This window comes from Amycolatopsis sp. CA-161197 (assembly GCF_050942255.1).
Classification (GTDB): Bacteria; Actinomycetota; Actinomycetes; order Mycobacteriales; family Pseudonocardiaceae; genus Amycolatopsis.
Genome location: NZ_CP192059.1, coordinates 2053682 through 2074089, shown reverse-complemented (window position 1 = coordinate 2074089; position 20408 = coordinate 2053682). Strand labels below are relative to the sequence as shown.

Below are 20408 nucleotides of genomic sequence, written 5' to 3'. Positions count from 1 at the left end.
CTGCGAACATGACCAGCCTCTCGCCGACCCCCCGCACCACGCTCGGCCGCAAGAAGAACCGCGCGGCCACCGACCGCGCGACGCTGCACGCCGTGCTCGACGAGGCCCTGATCTGCCACCTCGGCCTCGTCCGCGACGGCACACCGCTCGTGCTGCCCACCGGCTACGGCCGTGACGGCGACACGCTCTACCTGCATGGTTCCACGGGCGCGGCCAGTCTGCGCACCGCCGCGCAGGATTTGGACGTCTGCGTCACCGTCACGGCGCCGATCAAACACAGCTCGACGGCTGTTTTGGATTGAGGCTGTCTACGCCCGCTCGGTCAACAACCACTCCATGAACTACCGCAGCGCCGTCATCCTCGGCCGCGCGCGCCTCATCACCGACCAGGACGAGAAACTCCACGCCCTGCGCGTACTCACCGACCACCTCTCCCCCGGCTCGTGGGACCACGCACGCGGGGTGAACGCGAAGGAGTTCGCCGCCGTCTCCGTCCTCGCGCTCGACCTCACCGAAGCCTCGGTGAAGCTGCGTGCCGAAGGCCCCGACGACGAGCCGGAAGACGTCAGCGCCAACACCGCCTGGGCCGGCGTCCTCCCGGTCAGGACCGTCTTCGGCGAGCCCGAACCGTCCGCCGACCTGGCCGACGGCTGGCAGATACCCGAGCACGTCGCCGGACGCGTCAGCGCGCCAGAGGCAGCCACACGGTGAACACGGTCCGGCCCGGCCGGCTCGCCACGTCGACCGTGCCGCCGTGTTCCACCACCAGCGACTGCACCACGGACAGGCCCAGACCGGTGCCGCCGGCCGACCGAGTGCGCGAGTTGTCGACGCGGAAGAACCGGTCGAAGATCCGCTGCTGATCCTCCGGCGCGATCCCCGGCCCGGCGTCCTCGACCCGGATCACCGCGCGAGAATCCACCACGGAGACCGACACCTCCACCCGAGTCCCCGAAGGCGTGTGCACAGCGGCATTCGCCAGCAGGTTGTCGAAGATCTGCCGCAACCGCACGGGATCCGCGTCGACGAAAACCGGCGAGGGAGCCAGCGAAACCGAAAGCGGATGCGCCGGCCGCCCCACCCGGAACGCATCCGCCGCGGCTGAAACGATCGGGACGACGTCCACCCGTTCGGGCCGCACCGGGGGCTCCGCGTCGTGGGCGTCGAGGCGCGCGAGCAGCAAAAGATCGTCGACGAGCACGCTCATCCGGGCCGTCTCCTCGCGGATCTTCGCCAGGTGCGCCTCGCGTTCCTCGGGTTCGTTCGCCGCCGCGTAGCGGAAAAGGTCGGCGTAGCCCCGGATCGACGTGAGCGGCGTGCGCAGCTCGTGCGACGCGTCGGCCACGAAACGGCGAAGGCGCTCGTTGGCGGCCGTCCGCGCGGCGAGCGACGACTCGATGTGCGTGAGCATCACGTTGAACGCCGTCCGCAGCTCCGCCACCTCGGCGCCGCCGCCCTCACCCGTCGCCCGCACCGGCAGGTTCGCGGTCGCCGTGAGGTCGTGCGACGCGATGTCGTGCGCCGTGCCCGCCATGTCCGACAACGGTCGAAGGCCGCGGCGCAGCACGAGGCGTCCCACCACTACGAGAATCGCCAGCGCGATGAGGAACGCGATCACCTCGGCCAGCACCAGCTGCCGCACCGTGCTGTCCAGGTCCGCCTGCGGCGCCGCGCTCAGCAGCACCGTTCCGCTGCCGGCGGAATCCGTCGCGACCGGGCAGGCGCGGACGCGGTAGGGCCCGTCGCCGTGGAGGTACACCGTGCGGAACACGTCGCCGCCCGTCGCGTCGGAAGCGACGTCGGCGAGCGGCGTGATGTCCGTCGGCAGGTTGCTGCCGGGCTGCGGCGTCGCCACGCCACGGTCGACCTCGAACACCGCCGAGAACCACGAGTAGACGGTTTCGGGGTTGCCGTGGGAGCTGCGCAGTCCCGGCACCTGCGCGACCTGGCTCGTCTTGAGCTGCTCGTCGAGGCGGCGGCCGAGGTAGCCGTGCATGAACCCGACCGTGACGGTCCCCACGATCGCGAAAACCACCAGCGCCAGCGCGCCGAGCCCGAACGCCAGCCGCGTGCCGAGCCGCGACGCGCGCCACGCGGCGTACCAGCGGCGAGCCCAGCGCCGCAGCCGCTTCACCGGCCCGCCCGCACGACGTAGCCGACGCCGCGCACGGTGTGGATCAGCGGCTCGGCGCCGTCGTCGAGCTTGCGGCGCAGGTGCGAGATCACCAGCTCGACCACATTGGACCGGCCGCCGAAGTCGTACTCCCACACGTGGTCGAGGATCTGCGCCTTCGTGAGCACGGCCGGCGAGCGGCGCATGAGGTACCGCAGGAGCTCGTACTCCGTCGGCGTCAGGTCCGCCAGCCGTTCGCCGCGGCGGACCTCGCGGGTGTCCTCGTCGAGCGTCAGGTCCGCCACACGCAACACGGCGGTGCGCGGAGCGGGCGGCAAAAAACTGCTCCGGCGCAGCACCGCCCGCAGCCGCGCCATCAGCTCCTCGACGGAGAACGGCTTCACGAGGTAGTCGTCGCCGCCGCCGCGCGTGAGGCCGGCGATGCGGTCGGCCGTCGCGTCTTTCGCCGTCAGGAAGACCACGGGCACGGCGTTGCCGTGTTCGCGCAGGCGGTCGAGCACGGTGAAGCCGTCGAGGTCGGGCAGCATCAGGTCGAGCACCACGATGTCGGGCCCGAACTCCGCCGCGCGGGTCAGCGCGGCCGCGCCCGATCCCGCGGTCACGGCCTGCCAGCCCTCGTAGCGGGCCACGGTCGCGACGAGATCGGCGATGTGCGGTTCGTCGTCGACGACGAGCAGCCGCACCGGGTTCGGGTTGTCCACGCCACCATCCTCCGTGACCACCGCGCGGGCGCGCGAGCGGAGCGCCCGGCCGACAGCCAGTCGACAGGTTCCGCCCAGATCCGCCACAGGTTCCGCGGCGACGCTGGCGTTCGTGACACCCGAGCCGAAGGGATTCCCCGTGAGTGTCCTGACCCCGATCGCCGTCCCGCCCCGTCCGGCGGTGGCGCCCCGTGTGGTCGCCAAGGCGTGGATCTTCGCGTTCCTGGCGGCCAACGTGGTGCTCGCCACGGTGTTCTTCGCCCACGGCGACCTGTCGGACGACCCGTTGATCAGCGCCGGGCGCCTCGCCGGCATCTACGCGGCGCAGGCCATGGCCGTGCAACTGCTGCTCGTCGCGCGCCTGCCGTGGCTCGACCGCCGGCTCGGCATGGACCGGCTCACGTCGTGGCACCGCTGGACGGGCTTCAGCCTGCTGTGGCTGCTGGTCGCCCACGTGGTGCTGGTGGTCGTCGGCTACTCCGCCCTCGAGCGCACCAACGCGGCCGACGAGTTGGTTCAGCTGGCCAATACCACCGAGGGGATCCTGCGGGCGATCGTCGCGTTCGTGCTCATCCTCGTGGTCGGCGCGGCGTCCGCTCGTTTCGCGCGCAAACGGATGGCCTACGAGACGTGGCACTTCGTGCACCTCTACACCTACGCCGCGGTGGTCCTGGCGTTCACGCACCAGATCGCCGTCGGGCAGTCGTTCGCGAGCCACCCGGCCGCCCGCGCGTACTGGTGGACGCTGTGGCTGGGCGCGGGTCTCGCGGTGCTGGCCGGGCGCGTGCTCCTGCCGTTGCGACGCAACCTGCGGCACCGGTTGCGGGTGGTCGCCGTGGTGCCCGAGTCGCCCGACACCGTGTCGGTCTACATGACCGGGCGCGACCTCGACCGGCTGCCGGCGCGCGCGGGGCAGTTCTTCCTGTGGCGTTTCCTCACGCGGGACCGCTGGTGGCAGGCCAACCCGTTCTCCCTCTCGGCCGCGCCCGACGGCCGCACGCTGCGGCTTACCGCCAAGGCCGTCGGCAGCTCCAGCGCGAACCTGCGGTCGCTGCCGATCGGCACGCGCGTGTTCGCCGAAGGCCCGTACGGCGCCTTCACCACCATCCACCAGCAACGACCGAACGCCCTGCTGGTCGCCGGCGGCGTCGGCATCACGCCGATCCGTGCGTTGCTCGAAGACGTGAGCGGGCACGTCGTGCTGCTCTACCGCGTGCGAACCCCGGCCGACGCCGTGCTTCTGCCCGAGCTGCACGCGCTGGCCAAGACCCGCGGCGCGATCGTGCACGTCCTCAGTGGACCGTCGGATCTGCGCGGCCCGCACGGTCCCGTGCTGGGTCCCGCCGCGCTGCACGCGCTGGTGCCGGACCTCGGCGACCGCGACGTGTTCGTCTGCGGTCCGCCCGGGATGACGTCGGCCGTGCTGCGCAGCCTGCGGGAGCTGCGCGTGCCCGGCACCCAGGTCCACGCCGAACGCTTCAGCCTGGCCGCGTGAGGAGCTTCCGATGAAGAAGACGATTTTCGTGGTCGCACTGTCGATCGCCGGGTTCGTGGCCGTGTGGCGGTTCGACCCGACGCCGGCGACGAGCAGCGCCGCCGCGAGTGCCCCCGCTCCGACAACGAGCACCGCACCGTCCACTTCGGGCGGTTCCGGCGCCGTGACCACGCAGGGCAGCGCCGAGTCGACCGAGTTCGGCACCGTGCAGGTGCAGGTGTCCTTCTCCGGCAGCCGGATCAGCGACGTCACCCTCGTGCAGCAGCCGGACAGCGGCCGCGGTGTCGACGCGATCCCGCTGCTGCGCGAGGAAGCCCTGCAGGCGCAGAGCGCGGACATCGACACCGTCTCGGGCGCGACGCAGACGAGCGAGTCGTACATCAAGTCGCTGCAGGCGGCGCTCGACGCGAAGGGCTCCTGATGGCCACGCACCTGGAGCACGTGATGGGCCTGCCGGTGTCGCTCGATCTTCGCGACGAAGGCGACTTCACCGGCGCCATCGCCGACGCGTTCCGGTGGCTGCGCGAGGTCGACGCCCGCTTCAGCCCGTTCCGCGCCGGCAGCGAGGTCTGCCGGTACGACCGTGGCGAAACCACCGAGCTCAGCGCGGACCTCGACGAAGTGCTCGGCCTCTGCGCGTACTACGAGGACCTCTCCGGCGGCGCCTTCTCCGCTCGCCTGCCCGGCCGTGGCCTGGACCCGTGCGCGGTCGTGAAGGGCTGGGCCGTGCAGCGCGCAGCCGATCGCCTCCACGCGGCGGGCGCGCGCCGGTTCTGCCTCAACGCCGGCGGCGACGTCGTCACCGCGGGCGAGCCCGAGCCCGGACGGCCGTGGCGCGTCGGCATCCGCCACCCCGAGCAGGCCGAAGCGGTCTGCGCCGTGGTCGCTTCCCGCGACGGCGCCGTCGCCACCTCGGCCGCCTACGAACGCGGCGCCCACGTGCTCGACGGCCGCACCGGCCTGCCCGCCACCGGGCTGCTGAGCGTCACCGTCGTCGCCGAAGACCTCACCCACGCCGACGCGCTGGCCACCGCCGCGTTCGCACTAGGCACCGACGGCATCGACTGGGCCGCTGACCAACCCGGCTGCGGCGTGCTGATCGTCGACGCCCAGCGGCGCGTCCACCGCTCCCCCGGCCTCGCGCTCGCCTGAGTCGAGTGTCCACAGTGCACTCGGTGGGATTCTGACCGGCGCCCGCGTGATGTCGTTGTCACCGACTGTTCACGGTGGCGGTGAAACGCGGACCGGCGAGCCGCGTCGTACTGAACGTGCTGCGGTTGACGACGGTAACCGGTGTGGTGTGCGTGGTGGTCGCGCCGTTCTTGTCGGGGGGCGCGACGAGAGCGAGCGGCGTGGGGCTGCTGTGGTTCGTCGCGGGGGCGGTCGTCGCCGCGGTGCTGGGGCTGGCGCGTTCGCGCAAGGTGCGGATCGCCGCGGCGGTCCTCGGGATCGCCACCGCCGTGGCCGCCGTGGTGCGGCTGGTGCTCGACGTGCGAGGTGGCGTGCCCGGCCTGGACACCCCGGTGCTCGCCGTGGGCACGGTGGGGGTGGCGGTCGGGCTGTTGGACTCCACGTCGTGGCGGATCCGGCCCGCCGGCGTGCTGGTGGCGATCGTCGTGCTGGCCGCGGGGGTGGCGGGCCCGTTCGCCGCGGACCGGGCCGCCACCGCGAGCACGACCCGCGGTGTGCCGGACCTGACGCCCGAACCGGTGGCCGAAAAGCCCGGCGGCCGGCAGTGGTCCTGGCAGCCGCCGTCCGACGTGAGCGCGATGGTGGCCGCGGGACACGGGGTCGTCGTCGCGGCCGCGGACGGTTCGGTGACGGCGCTCGACGGGCTCGACGGCAGCCGCGACTGGTCCTACGCCCGGCCTGGCGCCCGCGTCCACGCGCTGCTCGTGTCGGCCGACCGGCGCACGGTCGTGGCCGCTTTCGCGTCGAAGACCGACAGCAGCAACGACCTCGTGGTCGTCCTCGACGCCGGCACCGGCACCGCGCGCTTCGACCGCGTGGTGCCGTCGGTCCTGGTCGAGACCGGGGAGATCCTGGTGGGCACCAAGACCTTGACCGTCCGCGACGACGCGTACACCGGCTACGACCTCCAGACCGGCGATGAGCGCTGGCAGTGGTCCGCGCCGGCCGGGTGCCAGAACCCGTACACCTTGCCCGCGCAAGCCCGGACGGTGGTGCTCGCCGCGCTGGAGTGCGGGCGTTCGGCGGGACTCGTCGCGCTCGACGAAGTGACCGGTCACGAACGCTGGCGCCACGTGGTCGAGACCACCGGGCCCGACAGCGAACGGCTCGACATCTCCCCCGCCACCACCACCGACGGCGCCGTCGTGTGGCTGCGGCTTCTCGGCCGCACGACGGTTCCCGGCTCGGTCGTCAACGGGCTCTTCGACACCGAGACCGGCCGGCTGCTGGCCCGGCCGGACGCGTCGCGCTGGGTGCGCATGGACGTCGGTCCGATTCCCGTGATCGAGCAGGAAAAGACGTCCGCCAAAGCCCTCGATCCCGCCACCGGCACCACGCACCCAATCGACCTCGGCGCCTGTCCCGTGCGCTCGGCCGACGCCACCACCCGGCACACCTACCTGCGCGCGTGCCAGGACACCGGCCGTGACGTGACCCTTCTCGTGCAGGGCTTCGACGGCAGCGCGCCGACCAGTCGGGTGGTGCGAATGGACGGCTCGGGCTCGCTGTCGAGCCTGCGGCTCGTGCCGGCGCCGGGCGCGATCGTCCTGGCGCGCAGCACGTACGGCGGCACACCCGCGCCCGTCGTCGGCTTCCCCAGCTGACGTCGGCGAAACCGCCTCGCGCGAGACCGGGCCTTTCGGGCAGACTGCGGCCAGACCGACCGAGCAAGGGGAGCAGATGCCGTCCACCGTCGAGAACACCACCTTCGACTGCGCGGATCCGTATGCGCTGGCCCAGTTCTGGAGCGTCGTCCTCGACCGGCCGGTCGCCGAGGAGGACGAGCCGGGCGACCCGGAGGTCGGCATCGAGCTCGACCACGGTGGCGCACTGCTGTTCATCCGCGTGCCCGAGGCGAAGACCGTGAAGAACCGCGTGCACCTGTGCCTCACGCCCGAAGGCCCGCGCGACGCCGAGGTCGAGCGCCTGCTCGCCGCCGGGGCGACGATGTTCGACGACCAGCGCAACGCCGACGGCACCGGCTGGGCCGTGCTGCACGACCCGGAAGGCAACGAGTTCTGCGTGCTGCGCAGCAAGGCCGAGAAGGCGGCGAAGTGACCGACTCGTTCGAGCTCAACCGCGCCAACTGGGACGAGCGCGCGGCGGTGCACGCGAAGTCCGAGTACTACGGCTTCGAGCGGTTCCGCACGGACCCCGGGTACCTCAGCGACGTCGTGCGGTTCGACCTCCCGCGCCTCGGCGACGTCTCCGGGCTGCGCGGCGTGCACCTGCAGTGCCACATCGGCACGGACACGCTTTCCTTGTCCCGCCTGGGCGCGCGGATGTCCGGCCTCGACCTCTCCCCCGGCTCGCTGGCCGAAGCACGCCGGCTCGCGGACAGCGTCGGCGCGGAGATCGACTACCACGAGGCCAACACCTACGACGCCGTCGACGTGTTCGGCGAAGGCGCGTTCGACCTCGTCTACACCGGCGTCGGCGCGCTGTGCTGGCTGCCGCGGATCGCCGAGTGGGCCACGGTCGTGGCGCGGTTGCTGAAGCCAGGCGGGCGGTTGTTCCTGCGCGAAAGCCACCCGATGCTGTGGGGCCTCGACGACGAAGCCGAGCGCGCGTGGCCGAAATACGACTACTTCGAGCACGAGAAACTGCTCGTGTGGGACGACGACACCACCTACGTCGACACCGACAGTCCCCTCAAGAAGACCACCACGCACTCGTGGAACCATTCACTGGGCGAAATCATCACGGCGCTGCTGGACAACGGCCTCACGCTCACTGCGTTCACCGAACACGACACCGTGCCGTGGAACGCGCTGCCGAACGAAATGCACCAGGTCGACGGCGGCGAATGGCGGCTGCGCGAGAACCCGCGGCGCCTCGCGGCGAGCTACACGCTGCAGGCGGCGAAGGTTTCCTAGAGTGCGGGCATGACTCGTGCTCTTGTCGCCGTCGCCGCGCTGGGCGGCACCATCTCCATGGCCCCCGGCCGCTCGATCGAAGCCGGGGTGGTGCCGCGGCTGACCGCCGAGGACCTGCTCGGCGACCTCGGCACCGACCTGCCGATGGACGTCACGGCGGCCACGCTCGCCGGCATCTCCAGCGCGTCGATGGACTACGAGACGCTGCTGCGGACCCGCGAATGGGGCCTGGAACAGGTGGCAGCGGGCGCGGCGGGACTCGTCGTGGTGCAGGGCACGGACACCCTCGAGGAGACGGCGTACTTCTTCGAGCTGACCTGGCCCCACGACGTGCCGGTGGTCGTCACCGGGGCCATGCGCAACCCGAGCCTGCCCAGCGCGGACGGTCCCGCGAACCTCCTGGCCGCGCTGACCGTCGCGGCCGAACCCCGCAGCCGCGGCCGCGGTGCGCTGGTGGCGTTCAACGACGACGTGCACTCGGCCCGCTGGGTGCGCAAGGCGCACGCGAGCCACCTCGAAGCGTTTTCCTCGAACCCGGCGGGACCGCTCGGGCTCCTCGCGGAACGCTCAGTGCACTACTTCCACCCGGCCGGCGGACGTCCGGCCGCGCTTGCGGTGGAAAACGCCGACTTCTCGGGGCTGGTTCCGTTGCTGGAAGCGGGCATCGCGGACTCCGGCGAACTGCTCAAGCTGGTCCTCGGCGGCGGCGCGCGCGGGGTGGTCATCGCGGCCAGCGGCGTCGGCCACGTTTCGCGCGGGACCGCGGACGTGATCACCGACGCGCAGGTGCCGATCGTCATCGCCTCCCGCACCGGCGCGGGCACGACGTTCCGCGGCACCTACGGGTTCCACGGCTCCGAGTCGAGCCTGATCCGCCTCGGCGCGACGATGGCGGGCTGGCTCGACCCGCGCAAAGCCCGCGTCCTGCTTCAGGTCCTGCTCGCCACCGGCGCCTCGCGCGAACGCGTCGAGCAGGAGTTCCGCCTGCGCGGCGACCTGGACCGCTGAGCGTCAGTCCCGGACCGGACCACCGAGCGGATCCAGGTGGTACGGCCGCATCGCGCGCGGCCCGTCGCGGTAGACGTGGACGCTGATCGCCGGGTCCGGCCCGTCGTTGCGCACCTCGTGCACGTACCCGGGCCCGAAGACCCGCGACTGCCCGGCGGCCAGCGCGTGCACCTCGGTGACCGCGCGGTCGTCGGGCGAACGGCGCGCGACGGTCTCGGTCAGCCGCCCCGAGACGACCGTGAACGCGCCAGTCGAGAACTCGTGGTCGTGCAGGTCGGTGTGCTGGCCGGGCAGCCAGCTCAGCAGCCAGACCTCCTGACCTTCAGTGCGTTCCACGAGCGCGGAGAAGCGCTCGTCGGGGTCGTAGCGCAGGAGCTTCGCCCAGCGTTCGCGGTCGGCGGCCACCTCGAGGGCGACGCGCACGGGGTGGCGCAGGGCGGGGTTCTCGGGACGCAGCAGGGTGTTGTCCGGGACGGCGAACATGGTCGTTCCTCGCGGGAGAAAAGGGGAAAGCTGGGCCGGGGCTGGGTTCACCGACAACAGCGACACGACGGCATGACCGGGCGGAGGTCACAGGACCCCGGCCGCACAGTCATCAGGCACATCGTCACGCCGACAGCGAACCAGCGCCGGACCCGCCGGTCAACCGTTTCCCAGCCCCTGGGAGATCAGCTCCACTCGTGCTTCTGCGAGCGCCCCAGCAGCTCCGCGCCGGCCTGGCGCGGGTCCACACCCTCGTGGCAGACGCGGTGCATCGCGTCGGTGATCGGCATGTCCACGCCCAGGCTGCGCGCCAGCTCGCGGATCGACGAGCACGACGCGACACCTTCCGCGACCTGCCCGCCGGTGGCGGCCTGCGCCTGCTCCAGCGTGTCGCCACGACCGAGGCGTTCGCCGAAGGTGCGGTTGCGCGACAGCGGCGAGGAGCACGTGGCCACCAGGTCGCCGACACCCGCGAGACCGGCGAATGTGAGCGGGTCGGCGCCGAGCTTCGTGCCCAGGCGCGCCATCTCGGCGAGGCCGCGGGTGATCAGCGTCGCCATCGTGTTGGCGCCGAGGCCGAGCCCCGCGGCCATGCCGCAGCTCAACGCGATCACGTTCTTGCACGCGCCGCCGAGCTCGCAGCCCACGACGTCGGTGTTGGTGTACGGGCGGAAGTACTGGTTCGAGCTCGCCCGCTGGATCGCCACCGCGCGCTCGTGGTCCGCGCACGCCACCACGGCCGCGGCCGGCTGCGCGGCGGCGATCTCCCGGGCCAGGTTCGGCCCGGAGACGACCACGATCTCGCCCGCGTCCACCTTCGCCAGCTCGGCGATCACCTCGCTCATCCGCTTGAGCGTGCCCAGCTCCACGCCCTTGGCCAGGCTCACGAGGATGGCCTCGGGCGGCAGCAGCGGCTGCCACGCCGTGAGGTTCGCGCGCAGGCTCTGGCTGGGCACGCCGAGCACCACGGCCTGCGCGCCGTCGAGCGCGGCCGCCGGATCGGCCGTCGCCGTGATGCGCTCGGGCAGCCGGGTGCCGGGCAGGTAGGACTCGTTGGAGTGGCGCGTCGTGATCTCCTCGGCGACCGACTCGCGACGCGCCCACATGGTCACGTCGCGGCCGGCGTCGCCGAGGACCTTGGCGAACGCCGTGCCCCACGAGCCGGCGCCGAGCATCGTCACCCGCTGGACGTCGGTGGCGAAGGCGGCCATCAGGCGCCGTCCTCCGGCTTCTTCACGGGCGGCTCCTCGTGGCGGATCTCGCCCAGCAGCCGCGTGACCTCGTCCATCATCAGCTTGGTGACCTCACGCAGCGTGGCGGCGCTGCGGGGGTTGGCGTTCTCGTAGGCCGACAGGTCCAGCGGGTCGCCGATCAGGTGCGTCACGGTCTTGCGCGGGAACGGCGTGAACTTCTTCGTGTAGCCGTTGTAGATCTGGCTGGTGCCCCAGCGGGCGATCGGGATCACCGGCGCGTCGTTCTGCAGCGCCAGCCGCGCGACGCCGGTGAACGACTCCTTGGGCCAGCCGGCCGGGTCCTTCGTGATCGTGCCCTCGGGGTAGATCACGACGATCTTGCCCTCACGCAGCGCCTCGTGCGCGGCCCGCAGGCTGTCGCCCGCCGCGCTGGAGTTGCGCGACACCGGGATCTGGCCCGACGCGGTCGCGATCTTCCCGAGCACCGGGACCTTGAGCAGGCTGTCCTTGAGGAAGAACCGCGGCACGCGCTTCTGGCGGTGCACGAACACGGCGTCCACCACCGGGTCGAGGTGGGAGATGTGGTTCAGCACGAGCACCGCCGGGCCCTCGCGCGGAATCTTCTCCGCGCCGAGGTACGACCGCTTCCCGATCCGGGTCAGCGGGTAGAACACGAACGCGGCCAACCCCACCCAGAAGCCGCCCTTCTCACGCCGTGCCAAGTCTCCTCCTCCGAACGATCCACTCGGGCAGATCCTGCCGCGCCGGGGTTCACGCAGTCCAGGGAGGGTGCGCTCACCACCCACCACGGAGCTTTCGGGTAAAGATGGACAGGTGGACGTGGACCTGGTCGTGCCGTTGAAACACCCCCGCGTGGGCAAGTCGCGCCTGCGTGGCGCGGTCGGCGAGGCGGAGCACGCCGAGCTGGTGCTGGCGCTGGCGTACGACACGCTGGCGGCGGTCACCTCGGCGGCCGGCGTGCGGCGCGTGCTGGTCGTCGCCGCGGATCCGGCGGCGGTGTCCGAACTGGCCGGTCTGGGCGTGGAGCTGGTGACCGAACCGGGCGACGGCGGGCTGAACGAAGCCCTGCGTCACGGTGCGGCTCTGCTGCGCGACGGCGAGCCGGGCGGAATCGTCGGCGCCCTGCAGGCCGACCTGCCGGCCTTGCGCGCGGGTGATTTCGCCGACGCGCTGGCCGAGGCGGCGGGGCGGCGCGCGTTCGTCGCCGACCACCAGGGCACGGGCACCACGCTGCTGCTGTCGGCTCCCGGCGCGCCGCTCGACCCGCGGTTCGGCGCCGGTTCCGCCCAGCGGCACACCGATTCCGGCGCCGTCCCGCTGGCCGGCGCGATGGTGTCGTTGCGCAGCGACGTGGACACTTCGGACGATCTCGAACACGTGCGCGCGCTGGGCGTCGGCAAACGCACGGCGGCACTGCTGCCCGACGGAACCGTCCCATTGGGTTGAAGGTGTTCATTTGACCTTCACCGCGGTCTGCGCAAACTGCTGCTTCGTAGTGAACAATGGGCGTCGTGAGCACAGACGACGCCAGCACATCCGCCCGGAACGGACAGCCCGCCCGGCGGCGCAGGGCCAGCGCGGCGAAAGCTGAGGCGCCTGGAAGCCCCGCACGACACACCAGCGCAGCGAAGAAGACGCCGCCGAGCAAGAGCGTCGCTTCCGCGGACGCGGTGACGACGGCCGCCCGCGCGACCGCGGCCAAGGCGGGCACCAACGCCGCCGGCAAGGCCAAGACCGCCAAGAGCGAGCCGAAAACCGCGCCGGTGAAAACCTCACGGGCCCGCAAGACCACCGCGGCCACGGCCGTGGCCACGCCGGAGACCACCCGGCCCACGGCCCGGCGCACCACGGCCGCGGTCGACGCCTCGGGCGACGATTTCCGCGGCGTGCCCTCGGCTCCGCCCGCCGTCACCTCCGCCGCGCCGACCGCCGTCGAAACGCTGCCCGACGACCGGTACTTCAACCGCGAGCTGTCCTGGCTCGACTTCAACGCGCGGGTGCTCGCCCTCGCCGAGGACGAGTCGCAGCCACTGCTGGAGCGGGCGAAGTTCCTGGCCATCTTCGCGTCCAATTTGGACGAGTTCTACATGGTCCGCGTGGCCGGGCTGAAGCGCCGCGACGACACCGGCCTGTCCGTGCGCAGCGCCGACGGCCTCACGCCGCGCGAGCAGCTCGACTACATCGCCAAGCGCAACCAGGACCTGGTGGAGCGCCACATCGGCGCGTTCGAGAACCACCTGCGCCCGGAGCTCGCGAAGCAGGACATCCAGCTCGTCGGCTGGGCGGACCTCGCCGGTGCCGACCAGTTGCGCCTGTCGAGTTACTTCTCCGAGCAGATCTTCCCGGTGCTCACACCGCTGGCCGTCGACCCGGCACACCCGTTCCCGTACATCTCGGGCCTGTCGCTCAACCTCGCGGTGACGGTGCGCGACCCGCAGGGCGGCACGGAGCGCTTCGCCCGCGTGAAGGTGCCGAGCAACGTGCCGCGCCTCATGCGCGTGGAGACCGAACGCACCAGCCGCACGGCCACGTTCCTGCCGCTGGAGGAGCTCATCGCCGCGCACCTGGGCGAGCTGTTCACCGGCATGGAGGTGACGGAGCACCACGTGTTCCGCGTCACCCGCAACGCCGACTTCGAGGTCGAGGAAGACCGCGACGAGGACCTGCTGCAGGCCCTCGAGCGCGAGCTGGCACAGCGGCGCTTCGGTCCGCCCGTGCGGCTCGAGGTCGCCGAGGACATGAGCGAGCACATGCTCGAACTGCTGCTGCGCGAGCTCGAGGTGGACCCGGCCGACGTCGTCGAGGTGCCGGGCCTGCTCGACCTGACGTGTCTGCACCAGCTGTCCGGTGTGGACCGCAAGGAGCTGAAGGACCGGCCGTTCGTGCCGGCGACGCACCCGGCGTTCGGCGAGCGCGAGACGCCCAAGAGCGTGTTCGCGACCCTGCGCGAGGGCGACGTGCTGGTGCACCACCCCTACGACTCGTTCTCCACGAGCGTGCAGCGCTTCATCGAGCAGGCCGCGGCCGACTCGAAGGTGCTGGCGATCAAGCAGACGCTCTACCGCACGTCGGGCGACTCCCCGATCGTCGACGCGCTGATCGACGCCGCCGAGGCCGGCAAGCAGGTCGTGGCGCTGGTCGAGATCAAGGCGCGGTTCGACGAGCAGGCCAACATCACGTGGGCGCGCACGCTGGAGCGCGCGGGCGTGCACGTGGTCTACGGCCTCGTCGGGCTCAAGACCCACTGCAAGGTGTCGATGATCGTGCGCCAGGAAGGCGCGACCATCCGGCGCTACTGCCACATCGGCACCGGCAACTACAACCCGAAGACCGCGCGCCTGTACGAGGACATCGGCCTGTTCACGGCCGACCCGAGCATCGGCGCCGACGTGACGGACCTGTTCAACGTGCTCACCGGCTACTCCCGGCAGGACACCTACCGCACGATCCTCACGTCGCCCCACGGCATCCGCCGCGGCATCGTGCGCGCGATCGGTGAGGAGATCGAGCTCGCGCGCGCCGGGCAGGACGCCGGGATCCGTATCAAGTGCAACTCGCTCGTCGACGAGCAGGTGATCGACGCGCTCTACCACGCTTCGCAGGCCGGCGTGCCCGTCGACGTGGTGGTGCGCGGGATCTGCGCGCTCAAGCCGGGTGTCGAGGGGCTGTCGGAGAACATCCGCGTTCGCTCGATCCTGGGCCGGTTCCTGGAGCACTCGCGGGTGTTCCACTTCCGCGCGGGCGGCACGCACTGGATCGGCAGCGCCGACATGATGCACCGCAACCTCGACCGACGCATCGAAGCGCTGGTGCGCGTGAAGGACACGAAGCTCACGCAGCAGCTCGACGCCGTGCTCGACTCGGCACTCGATCCGACCACGCGCTGCTGGGTCCTCACGGCCAGCGGCGAGTGGCAGCCCTCACCCGGCGCCGGTTCGCAGGTGCGCGACCACCAGGTGGAGCTCGCGAAGCTGCACGGGGCCGCCGGATGAGCGTGGACGTCCGCGCAGCCGGTGCGGTGTTGTGGCGCCGCGCCGGCGACGGGTTCGAGGTAGCCCTGGTGCACCGACCGCGGTACGACGACTGGTCGTTGCCCAAGGGCAAGGTCGATTCAGGGGAAACCCTCGCCGCCACCGCGGTGCGGGAGGTGTGGGAGGAGACCGGCTACCGCGTGGTGCTGGGGCGCCACGTCGCGCAGAGCGCGTACGACGTGCCCGCTCGCAGCGGCGGTGGCGTGCTGAAGAAGACCGTCGACTACTTCAGCGGCGAAGCCGTCTCGGGGACTTTCCTGGCCAACGCCGAGGTCGACGAGCTGCGCTGGCTCGACCCGGTCGACGCCGAGCGGCTCCTCACGCGCGACACGGACGTGCGCGTGCTGCGCGAGTTCTGCACGCTGCCGGTGTCGTTGATCACCGTGCTGCTCGTCCGCCACGCCAAGGCGGGCAAACGCGACGACTGGACCGGCGACGACGACCTGCGTCCCCTGTCCGACGCCGGCCAGCGCCAGGCCGAAGCCCTGCGGGCCTTGCTGCCCTGCTTCGGCCCGGACCGCGTTTTCTCGGCCCCGCGGCTTCGCTGCGTGCAGACCGTGCGCGGCGTCGCGGAGGACCTCGGCGTCGACGTGCGCCACGAGAACCTCCTGTCGGAAGAGGGCTACTGGCCCGACCCGGTCCTCGGCATCGCCCGCCTCCTCGCCATCGCCGGCGGCGGGGGCACCCCCTTGATCGCCAGCCAGGGCGGCGTGATCCCGGACCTGATCAGCGCCCTGGCCGACCGCGACGGCACCGAGCTCGCCGCCGCCCGCGGCGGCGTCGTCCCCAGCAAGAAGGGCTCCCTCTGGGTCCTTTCCTTCCTCCCGCCCGCCGGCGACGTCGGCCCGCGCCTCGCAACCGCGGACTACTACCCGACGCCGTTGCCCGCACCCGCCCCTTCGCGGCACTGACGCAGTTCTTCTGTTCAGGCCTCCCCGCCGGCTGTGCCAGTCGCCGGGGAGGCCTTCCGCGTTTCGGGAATGGCGGTGTTCGAATGCGCTCGAAAAGTGGTGGGCTCGCTATTCGCGGGTGCCGGCGATTCTATAGAGATGGCTATGTCGGGGTGGCCGACTATGGGTACACAAGTCCGCCCGAACGGCCGATCAAGGGCTCCGGGGTGGGGGAAATTTTCACGTCGCGTTGGGGCGCGGATCTCGTCGGCAGTGGCGCTCAGGAGTGCTGTGGGCTGCCTGTTGGGGTTCTGCCGAAGCCTCCGTTGTTCTCTGGCCCTCGCCGCCCCGGGGAGGCTCCCAGGCCTGGGACTCCTGCTGCGGCAACGGTCTCGGCTGAGCCTTCCACCGATTCGCGCTGGGGCGTGAATCCGCAGCTCCAGGCCACTTCTGGCGGTTGGGTCTCCGATGCGTTGCCCCGCAGCCGATCCACCCGACTCCGCCGCCGCTCCGGCTCCCAGCCGCGCGCGATCCTCGCAACGACGAACGTGGGACAGAGTTCATCCGGCCGCCCCACCGCTCCGGCCAGGCCCGTGGGAACGCCGCGCTACACCCGCTTTGCCTGGCCCCAGCAGCCTTCCTACCGGCGCGGGTGCGACACCCTCGCGCCCCCCAGCAGACCGCCCCTCAGCCACGCGCCTGATCACCCCAGCCATTCCGAGCACCGCGACCAACCTGCGACAGATGCTGGAGGATCGGTGGGGCCTCACCGCCCCATCGACCTCGCACGGACCGAGATCTCGAACCTGCAGGTGGCACACCATTTCCTGCACACCACCACCTGCGACCTCAGGTCGTCCCGGCACAGCCCACTCCCTCGACAGATACGAGAGGCCCTCTACGGCACCCCACCGCCCGGCCACACCATCCGCAACCCGACGTCGGCCCGGAGCACGAACACGCGGGTGGCACACCACTTCCCGCCCACCGCACCACCACCGACCCGCGTCGCCCCCACACAGCCCAATCCCCAACAGACGCGAGAGGACCGGCTCGGCAAGCCACCGTCCGACCACACCATCCACGACCCCAAGTCGGCCCGCAGGGCGAACACGCAGCTAGCGCGCCACTTCCCGCCCACCACACCACCACCGACCCGCGTCACCCCCACACAGCCCAATCCCCAACAGACGCGAGAGAACCGGCTCGGCAAGCCACCGTCCGACCACACCACCCGCGACCCCAAGTCGGCCCGCAGGGCGAACACGCAGGTAGCGCACCACATAACTGCCGGCCCAGGCCCACCCGGCACAACCACCCCTCAATAGATACGTGAGGACCGGTGCGGCACCCCGCCACTCGGCCACGCCCTTTCACAACCCGGTCTGAGCCTGATGCTCGAAGATGCAGATGGCACACCACTTCTCTCGCGCCACACCACCGCCGGCCCCAGGTCGTCCCGGCACAGCCCACTCCCTCGACAAATACGGGAGCCGTCGATCGGCCACGTCGTTCGCAACCCTGCCTGAGCCTCAAGCGCGAACATGCAGGTAGCACACCATTTTCGAGGCATCCCGCCTCGGGCATCCTGCCGATCAAGAGTGTGGGGAACACGTCGCCGAGCCCCGTCGTGATCTTCCGCGCATGTCCGCCGCACATCTCCTGGACATGGTCCCCGCCTCGGCGTCCCGCCGTGTGGCAGAGCGGCCGGCCCGAGCCCGAGGCCTCACTCTGCTGATGTTGACTGCCTGTCCCGCGTTCCTGGGTGCGGCGCTCGGGCAGTGAGCAGGGCCTAGTGCCGCAACGGTCTACCGCAGCAACTGCGGCGTGATTGTTTGCCCGGCATTGCGATGCTTGCGCGGCAGCCGTCTCGCCGGAGCCCGCAGGACTAGCCCGCCGCCCCACCCTGTCGCACCGGCGTGCGGGCGGCCGCCCTGTTCGCCGTGGGCTCTCGACTTATGCGGCAGCGCGTTCTTGTCCACTGTTCTGCGCTGCGACAGCCAGAGGCCGTGCAGGCCCCGTCATTCCCGTGCAGGGCAGTGATCCCGCAGGCCAGAGGCGCGCAGTGGCACCGCCGCGGGCCGCAGCCGGGCGACCAAGCCAGGCAATAGAAGCGCGGTTCCCTGCCCCAGCCGAGCATTCCCCGACTGATCACGCCCGCCACCCACCTACCCCACACATGCGGCAGGGCCCCCTCCCAATCAGGAAGGGGGCCCTGCCGTGAAGTGCACGTCCCGACGTAACCGCCGGGGTGGTGTTACTTCTTCTTCGCAGCGCTTGTGCGCTTGGCGGCCGGCTTGGCAGCGGCCTTCTTCGCAGCAGGCTTGGCAGCGGCTGGCTTCGCGGCAGCAGCCTTGGTCGCCGTGGCCTTGGCGGCCGGCTTCGCGGCGGCAGCCTTGGTGGTGGCGGCCTTCGCGCGCGTCGTGGCGGGCTTGGCGGCGGCGGTCTTCGTCGCGGCAGCCGGCTTCGCGGCGGCGGCGCGGGTGCGCGGCGTGGTGGTGCGCGTGGTGGCCGGGCGGGTCGCCGTGGTGCGCGAGGCAGCCGCACGCGTGCCGGTCGCCGCGGTCGCGCGCGTGGTGGTCGCGCGGGAAGCGGTGGCAGCCGTGGCGGTGGTGGTGCGCTTGACGGCGGTGGCCTTGGGCAGCTTCTTCGTGCCGGAGATGACGTCCTTGAACGTCGTGCCCGCACGGAAGGCCGGCACGTTGGTCTTCTTCACCCGCACCGTCTCACCCGTGCGCGGGTTACGCGCGGTCCGGGCGGCACGGGCACGCTTCTCGAACACACCGAACCCGGTGATGTTCACCTTCTCGCCCTTGTTGACCGTCCGGATGATGATGTCGACGAGACCGTCGACGGCCTCCGAAGCAACCTTTTTGTCGCCCAGACGCTCCGACAGCGCCTCGATCAGCTGGGCCTTGTTGGCCATTCCAGTCCTCCAAGAAGAACTCTTCGTCCACGGCCACGTCGGCCGAACTCTTCAATAGTATTACCCATAACGCGGAGAAGTCCAAACGGGACCCTTGGTTTTTCCGTTGGCGTGTCTGCGGTCTGCCCTTTCGAAGGGCTCGGGAACGGTCGGAATAGGCATCACTTTATTCGCTCTTGTGTTCGATTGTTCGCGTGGAGTGGGGCCCTACCAGCGGTTTTGGCCCAGTCGCCACCGCCACCGCGTGCTTCTCCAGTGGCGGAAGGCGATCTTGCCCGGGGCCCGGGAGTGTCCTTTGCGGACTGACGAACGGCGGCCCGACGATCGTCGCGAATCCGGGTCCTCGACGGCCCGGCGGGGCCGGCCGGGCGCCCCGGGAAGGGTCGGAACCCCTGCCGCGGCGGGGTTCGGCGGCCCCGCAGCGGCGACGGCCGTTGGGCGGCAAAGGACTCGGCCGGCGGACCGGAGCCGGCCCCGAAACCCGACAAAGCAGAACCCCCAAGAGCGGCAACGGGTGCGCCGCACAGGTCCGGTCGCGTGACGACTCGGCCAAGCGTGTGACCGGCGAAGGCCCCGGACCGGCGTTCCGTGTGACGCAAGGGCAGGCGGCATTCCGCCGAGCGGGTGGCGGCGCGGTGAACGACGGTTCGGCCACCCGAAGCCGTGCCCGGGACCGGCATCGGGCCCGGCGAGTGACCTGAAGCACCCGGCCCGCCCAGTGAGGGAAAGGCCCCTTCGACACCGAGCCCGAGGACCCCGCGAGCACACGAAAAAGCGCCCCGGCCAGAAGCGCGGACTAGCCGCGCCGGCCGGAGCGCCGTCAGGGATCAGCAGGTCAGAGCCAGGATACAGTGTCCACTCAGGACTGTCAGGCAGGAGCCGTGGTCCGGGCGAGCGCAAAGTACCGCTCGTCGCTGTAGGGCCCGGGCGTGCCGGTGGCCGGGTCCCAGATCGTCCGCGACAGCTGGAAGAGATCCCCCAAGTACACGTGCAGCGCCACGGACCGCTCGGCGGTCCGGTTGGCCACCGAATGGATCACGCGCTCGTCCATCGGCAGCACGGACCCGGCCGCCGTGTCGGTCTCCCCCACGCCCGTGAGGCCCGAGCCGTCCGCGCGGTAGAAGGTGTTGGTCTCCCGCCCCTCGAGCACGGCGATGCACGCCGGGATGAGGTGGTCGTGCGGCGGGTACTCCGTCCGGGGCCCGATCTCGACCCGCAGCAACGTCAGCGTCGGCTCGGCGTGGAGCACGTGCTCGTCGACGCCGGAGCCCGGCAGCCGGCGGAGGACCTCGGCGGCGGACGCGGCGACCTCCCGCTGCAGCCGCAACAGCGCGGCTGCCGGGTCCGGGGCGCCGCCGGCGCGTCGGGCGGCGAGGATCAGGTCGCTGAGTTCGGTCATGGAGGGCTCCGTCCACCTGGGAGGGTCGCGGCCGGTCGGGCCGCGAAGTGGGGACAGGGT

17 protein-coding genes and 1 pseudogene are annotated in these 20408 nt (G+C 71.5%); 11 read left to right on the top strand and 7 right to left on the bottom strand.

Annotated features, from left to right (window positions below; all coding sequences use genetic code 11):
• Positions 1 to 8 precede the first annotated feature (8 nt).
• Positions 9 to 711, top strand: a pseudogene (locus ACQPXB_RS09990) (pyridoxamine 5'-phosphate oxidase family protein).
• Here ACQPXB_RS09990 and ACQPXB_RS09985 read toward each other — a convergent pair.
• Together ACQPXB_RS09985 and ACQPXB_RS09980 are read right to left on the bottom strand one after the other, a co-directional pair.
• A complete protein-coding gene (locus ACQPXB_RS09985) occupies positions 683 to 2134 on the bottom strand; it encodes a sensor histidine kinase (protein WP_366580591.1) in 1452 nt (483 codons plus the stop codon). The pseudogene ACQPXB_RS09990 and the gene ACQPXB_RS09985 overlap by 29 nt on opposite strands.
• Positions 2131 to 2835, bottom strand: coding sequence for a response regulator transcription factor (locus ACQPXB_RS09980; protein WP_432851051.1), 705 nt, complete (start codon positions 2833 to 2835; stop codon positions 2131 to 2133). Before ACQPXB_RS09980 ends, ACQPXB_RS09985 begins: the two co-directional genes overlap by 4 nt.
• Before the next feature lie 139 nt (positions 2836 to 2974).
• Here ACQPXB_RS09980 and ACQPXB_RS09975 point away from each other — a divergent pair, with 139 nt between their 5' ends.
• The 7 genes from ACQPXB_RS09975 to ACQPXB_RS09945 all read left to right on the top strand — a co-directional run bounded on the left by ACQPXB_RS09975 (position 2975) and on the right by ACQPXB_RS09945 (position 9405).
• Positions 2975 to 4330: a ferredoxin reductase family protein gene (locus ACQPXB_RS09975; RefSeq protein ID WP_432851049.1), complete on the top strand. Its 1356-nt coding sequence runs from the start codon at positions 2975 to 2977 to the stop codon at positions 4328 to 4330.
• A 10-nt stretch (positions 4331 to 4340) separates the two neighbouring features.
• On the top strand, positions 4341 to 4751 hold the full coding sequence (locus ACQPXB_RS09970; protein ID WP_366580585.1) for an FMN-binding protein: 411 nt from the start codon (positions 4341 to 4343) through the stop codon (positions 4749 to 4751).
• Positions 4751 to 5482, top strand: coding sequence for an FAD:protein FMN transferase (locus ACQPXB_RS09965; protein ID WP_432851047.1), 732 nt, complete (start codon positions 4751 to 4753; stop codon positions 5480 to 5482). The genes ACQPXB_RS09970 and ACQPXB_RS09965 overlap by 1 nt, the downstream gene beginning before the upstream one ends.
• 125 nt (positions 5483 to 5607) lie before the next feature.
• Complete coding sequence (locus ACQPXB_RS09960) at positions 5608 to 7125, top strand: PQQ-binding-like beta-propeller repeat protein (protein ID WP_366580582.1); 1518 nt, start codon at positions 5608 to 5610, stop codon at positions 7123 to 7125.
• A 76-nt stretch (positions 7126 to 7201) separates the two neighbouring features.
• Positions 7202 to 7579, top strand: a complete 378-nt coding sequence (locus ACQPXB_RS09955) for a VOC family protein (protein ID WP_366580580.1) — start codon at positions 7202 to 7204, stop codon at positions 7577 to 7579.
• Positions 7576 to 8397, top strand: coding sequence for a class I SAM-dependent methyltransferase (locus tag ACQPXB_RS09950; protein WP_432851045.1), 822 nt, complete (start codon positions 7576 to 7578; stop codon positions 8395 to 8397). Before ACQPXB_RS09955 ends, ACQPXB_RS09950 begins: the two co-directional genes overlap by 4 nt.
• 9 nt (positions 8398 to 8406) lie before the next feature.
• Positions 8407 to 9405 (top strand): asparaginase, encoded by a 999-nt coding sequence (locus ACQPXB_RS09945; RefSeq protein ID WP_366590561.1) that lies wholly within the window; start codon positions 8407 to 8409, stop codon positions 9403 to 9405.
• A gap of 3 nt (positions 9406 to 9408) precedes the next feature.
• Here the strand turns inward: ACQPXB_RS09945 and ACQPXB_RS09940 are convergent, their stop codons facing one another.
• The 3 genes from ACQPXB_RS09940 to ACQPXB_RS09930 all read right to left on the bottom strand — a co-directional run bounded on the left by ACQPXB_RS09940 (position 9409) and on the right by ACQPXB_RS09930 (position 11803).
• Positions 9409 to 9888 (bottom strand): cysteine dioxygenase, encoded by a 480-nt coding sequence (locus ACQPXB_RS09940; protein ID WP_366590559.1) that lies wholly within the window; start codon positions 9886 to 9888, stop codon positions 9409 to 9411.
• 185 nt (positions 9889 to 10073) lie between these two features.
• Positions 10074 to 11099, bottom strand: a complete 1026-nt coding sequence (locus tag ACQPXB_RS09935) for an NAD(P)H-dependent glycerol-3-phosphate dehydrogenase (protein ID WP_366590557.1) — start codon at positions 11097 to 11099, stop codon at positions 10074 to 10076.
• Entirely contained in the window at positions 11099 to 11803 is a 705-nt protein-coding gene (locus tag ACQPXB_RS09930) for a lysophospholipid acyltransferase family protein (protein WP_386948469.1), read from the bottom strand. Before ACQPXB_RS09930 ends, ACQPXB_RS09935 begins: the two co-directional genes overlap by 1 nt.
• 112 nt (positions 11804 to 11915) lie before the next feature.
• Between ACQPXB_RS09930 and cofC the strand changes: the two genes are divergently transcribed.
• From cofC to ACQPXB_RS09915, 3 genes are read left to right on the top strand one after another with little or no spacing between them, the layout of a single operon-like run.
• Positions 11916 to 12548: a 2-phospho-L-lactate guanylyltransferase gene (gene cofC, locus ACQPXB_RS09925; protein ID WP_432851041.1), complete on the top strand. Its 633-nt coding sequence runs from the start codon at positions 11916 to 11918 to the stop codon at positions 12546 to 12548.
• A gap of 56 nt (positions 12549 to 12604) precedes the next feature.
• Positions 12605 to 15094, top strand: coding sequence for an RNA degradosome polyphosphate kinase (locus ACQPXB_RS09920; protein WP_366590550.1), 2490 nt, complete (start codon positions 12605 to 12607; stop codon positions 15092 to 15094).
• Positions 15091 to 16044, top strand: coding sequence for an NUDIX hydrolase (locus ACQPXB_RS09915; protein WP_432851039.1), 954 nt, complete (start codon positions 15091 to 15093; stop codon positions 16042 to 16044). Before ACQPXB_RS09920 ends, ACQPXB_RS09915 begins: the two co-directional genes overlap by 4 nt.
• Before the next feature lie 2236 nt (positions 16045 to 18280).
• Here the strand turns inward: ACQPXB_RS09915 and ACQPXB_RS09910 are convergent.
• Positions 18281 to 18949, bottom strand: a complete 669-nt coding sequence (locus ACQPXB_RS09910; protein ID WP_386948476.1) for an HU family DNA-binding protein — start codon at positions 18947 to 18949, stop codon at positions 18281 to 18283.
• Between the two features lie 868 nt (positions 18950 to 19817).
• Positions 19818 to 20348: a hypothetical protein gene (locus tag ACQPXB_RS09905; protein WP_366590602.1), complete on the bottom strand. Its 531-nt coding sequence runs from the start codon at positions 20346 to 20348 to the stop codon at positions 19818 to 19820.
• Between the last annotated feature and the right edge of the window lie 60 nt (positions 20349 to 20408).

What these genes read in the sequence shown, in the direction of transcription:
- ACQPXB_RS09920 (WP_366590550.1), top strand. Translation starts at nt 12,605, where the DNA reads ATGGGCGTCGTGAGCACAGACGACGCCAGCACATCCGCCCGGAACGGA.
- ACQPXB_RS09910 (WP_386948476.1), bottom strand. Translation starts at nt 18,949, where the DNA reads ATGGCCAACAAGGCCCAGCTGATCGAGGCGCTGTCGGAGCGTCTGGGC.
- ACQPXB_RS09905 (WP_366590602.1), bottom strand. Translation starts at nt 20,348, where the DNA reads ATGACCGAACTCAGCGACCTGATCCTCGCCGCCCGACGCGCCGGCGGC.
- ACQPXB_RS09970 (WP_366580585.1), top strand. Translation starts at nt 4,341, where the DNA reads ATGAAGAAGACGATTTTCGTGGTCGCACTGTCGATCGCCGGGTTCGTG.
- ACQPXB_RS09955 (WP_366580580.1), top strand. Translation starts at nt 7,202, where the DNA reads ATGCCGTCCACCGTCGAGAACACCACCTTCGACTGCGCGGATCCGTAT.
- ACQPXB_RS09915 (WP_432851039.1), top strand. Translation starts at nt 15,091, where the DNA reads ATGAGCGTGGACGTCCGCGCAGCCGGTGCGGTGTTGTGGCGCCGCGCC.
- ACQPXB_RS09935 (WP_366590557.1), bottom strand. Translation starts at nt 11,099, where the DNA reads ATGGCCGCCTTCGCCACCGACGTCCAGCGGGTGACGATGCTCGGCGCC.
- ACQPXB_RS09965 (WP_432851047.1), top strand. Translation starts at nt 4,751, where the DNA reads ATGGCCACGCACCTGGAGCACGTGATGGGCCTGCCGGTGTCGCTCGAT.
- ACQPXB_RS09945 (WP_366590561.1), top strand. Translation starts at nt 8,407, where the DNA reads ATGACTCGTGCTCTTGTCGCCGTCGCCGCGCTGGGCGGCACCATCTCC.
- ACQPXB_RS09940 (WP_366590559.1), bottom strand. Translation starts at nt 9,888, where the DNA reads ATGTTCGCCGTCCCGGACAACACCCTGCTGCGTCCCGAGAACCCCGCC.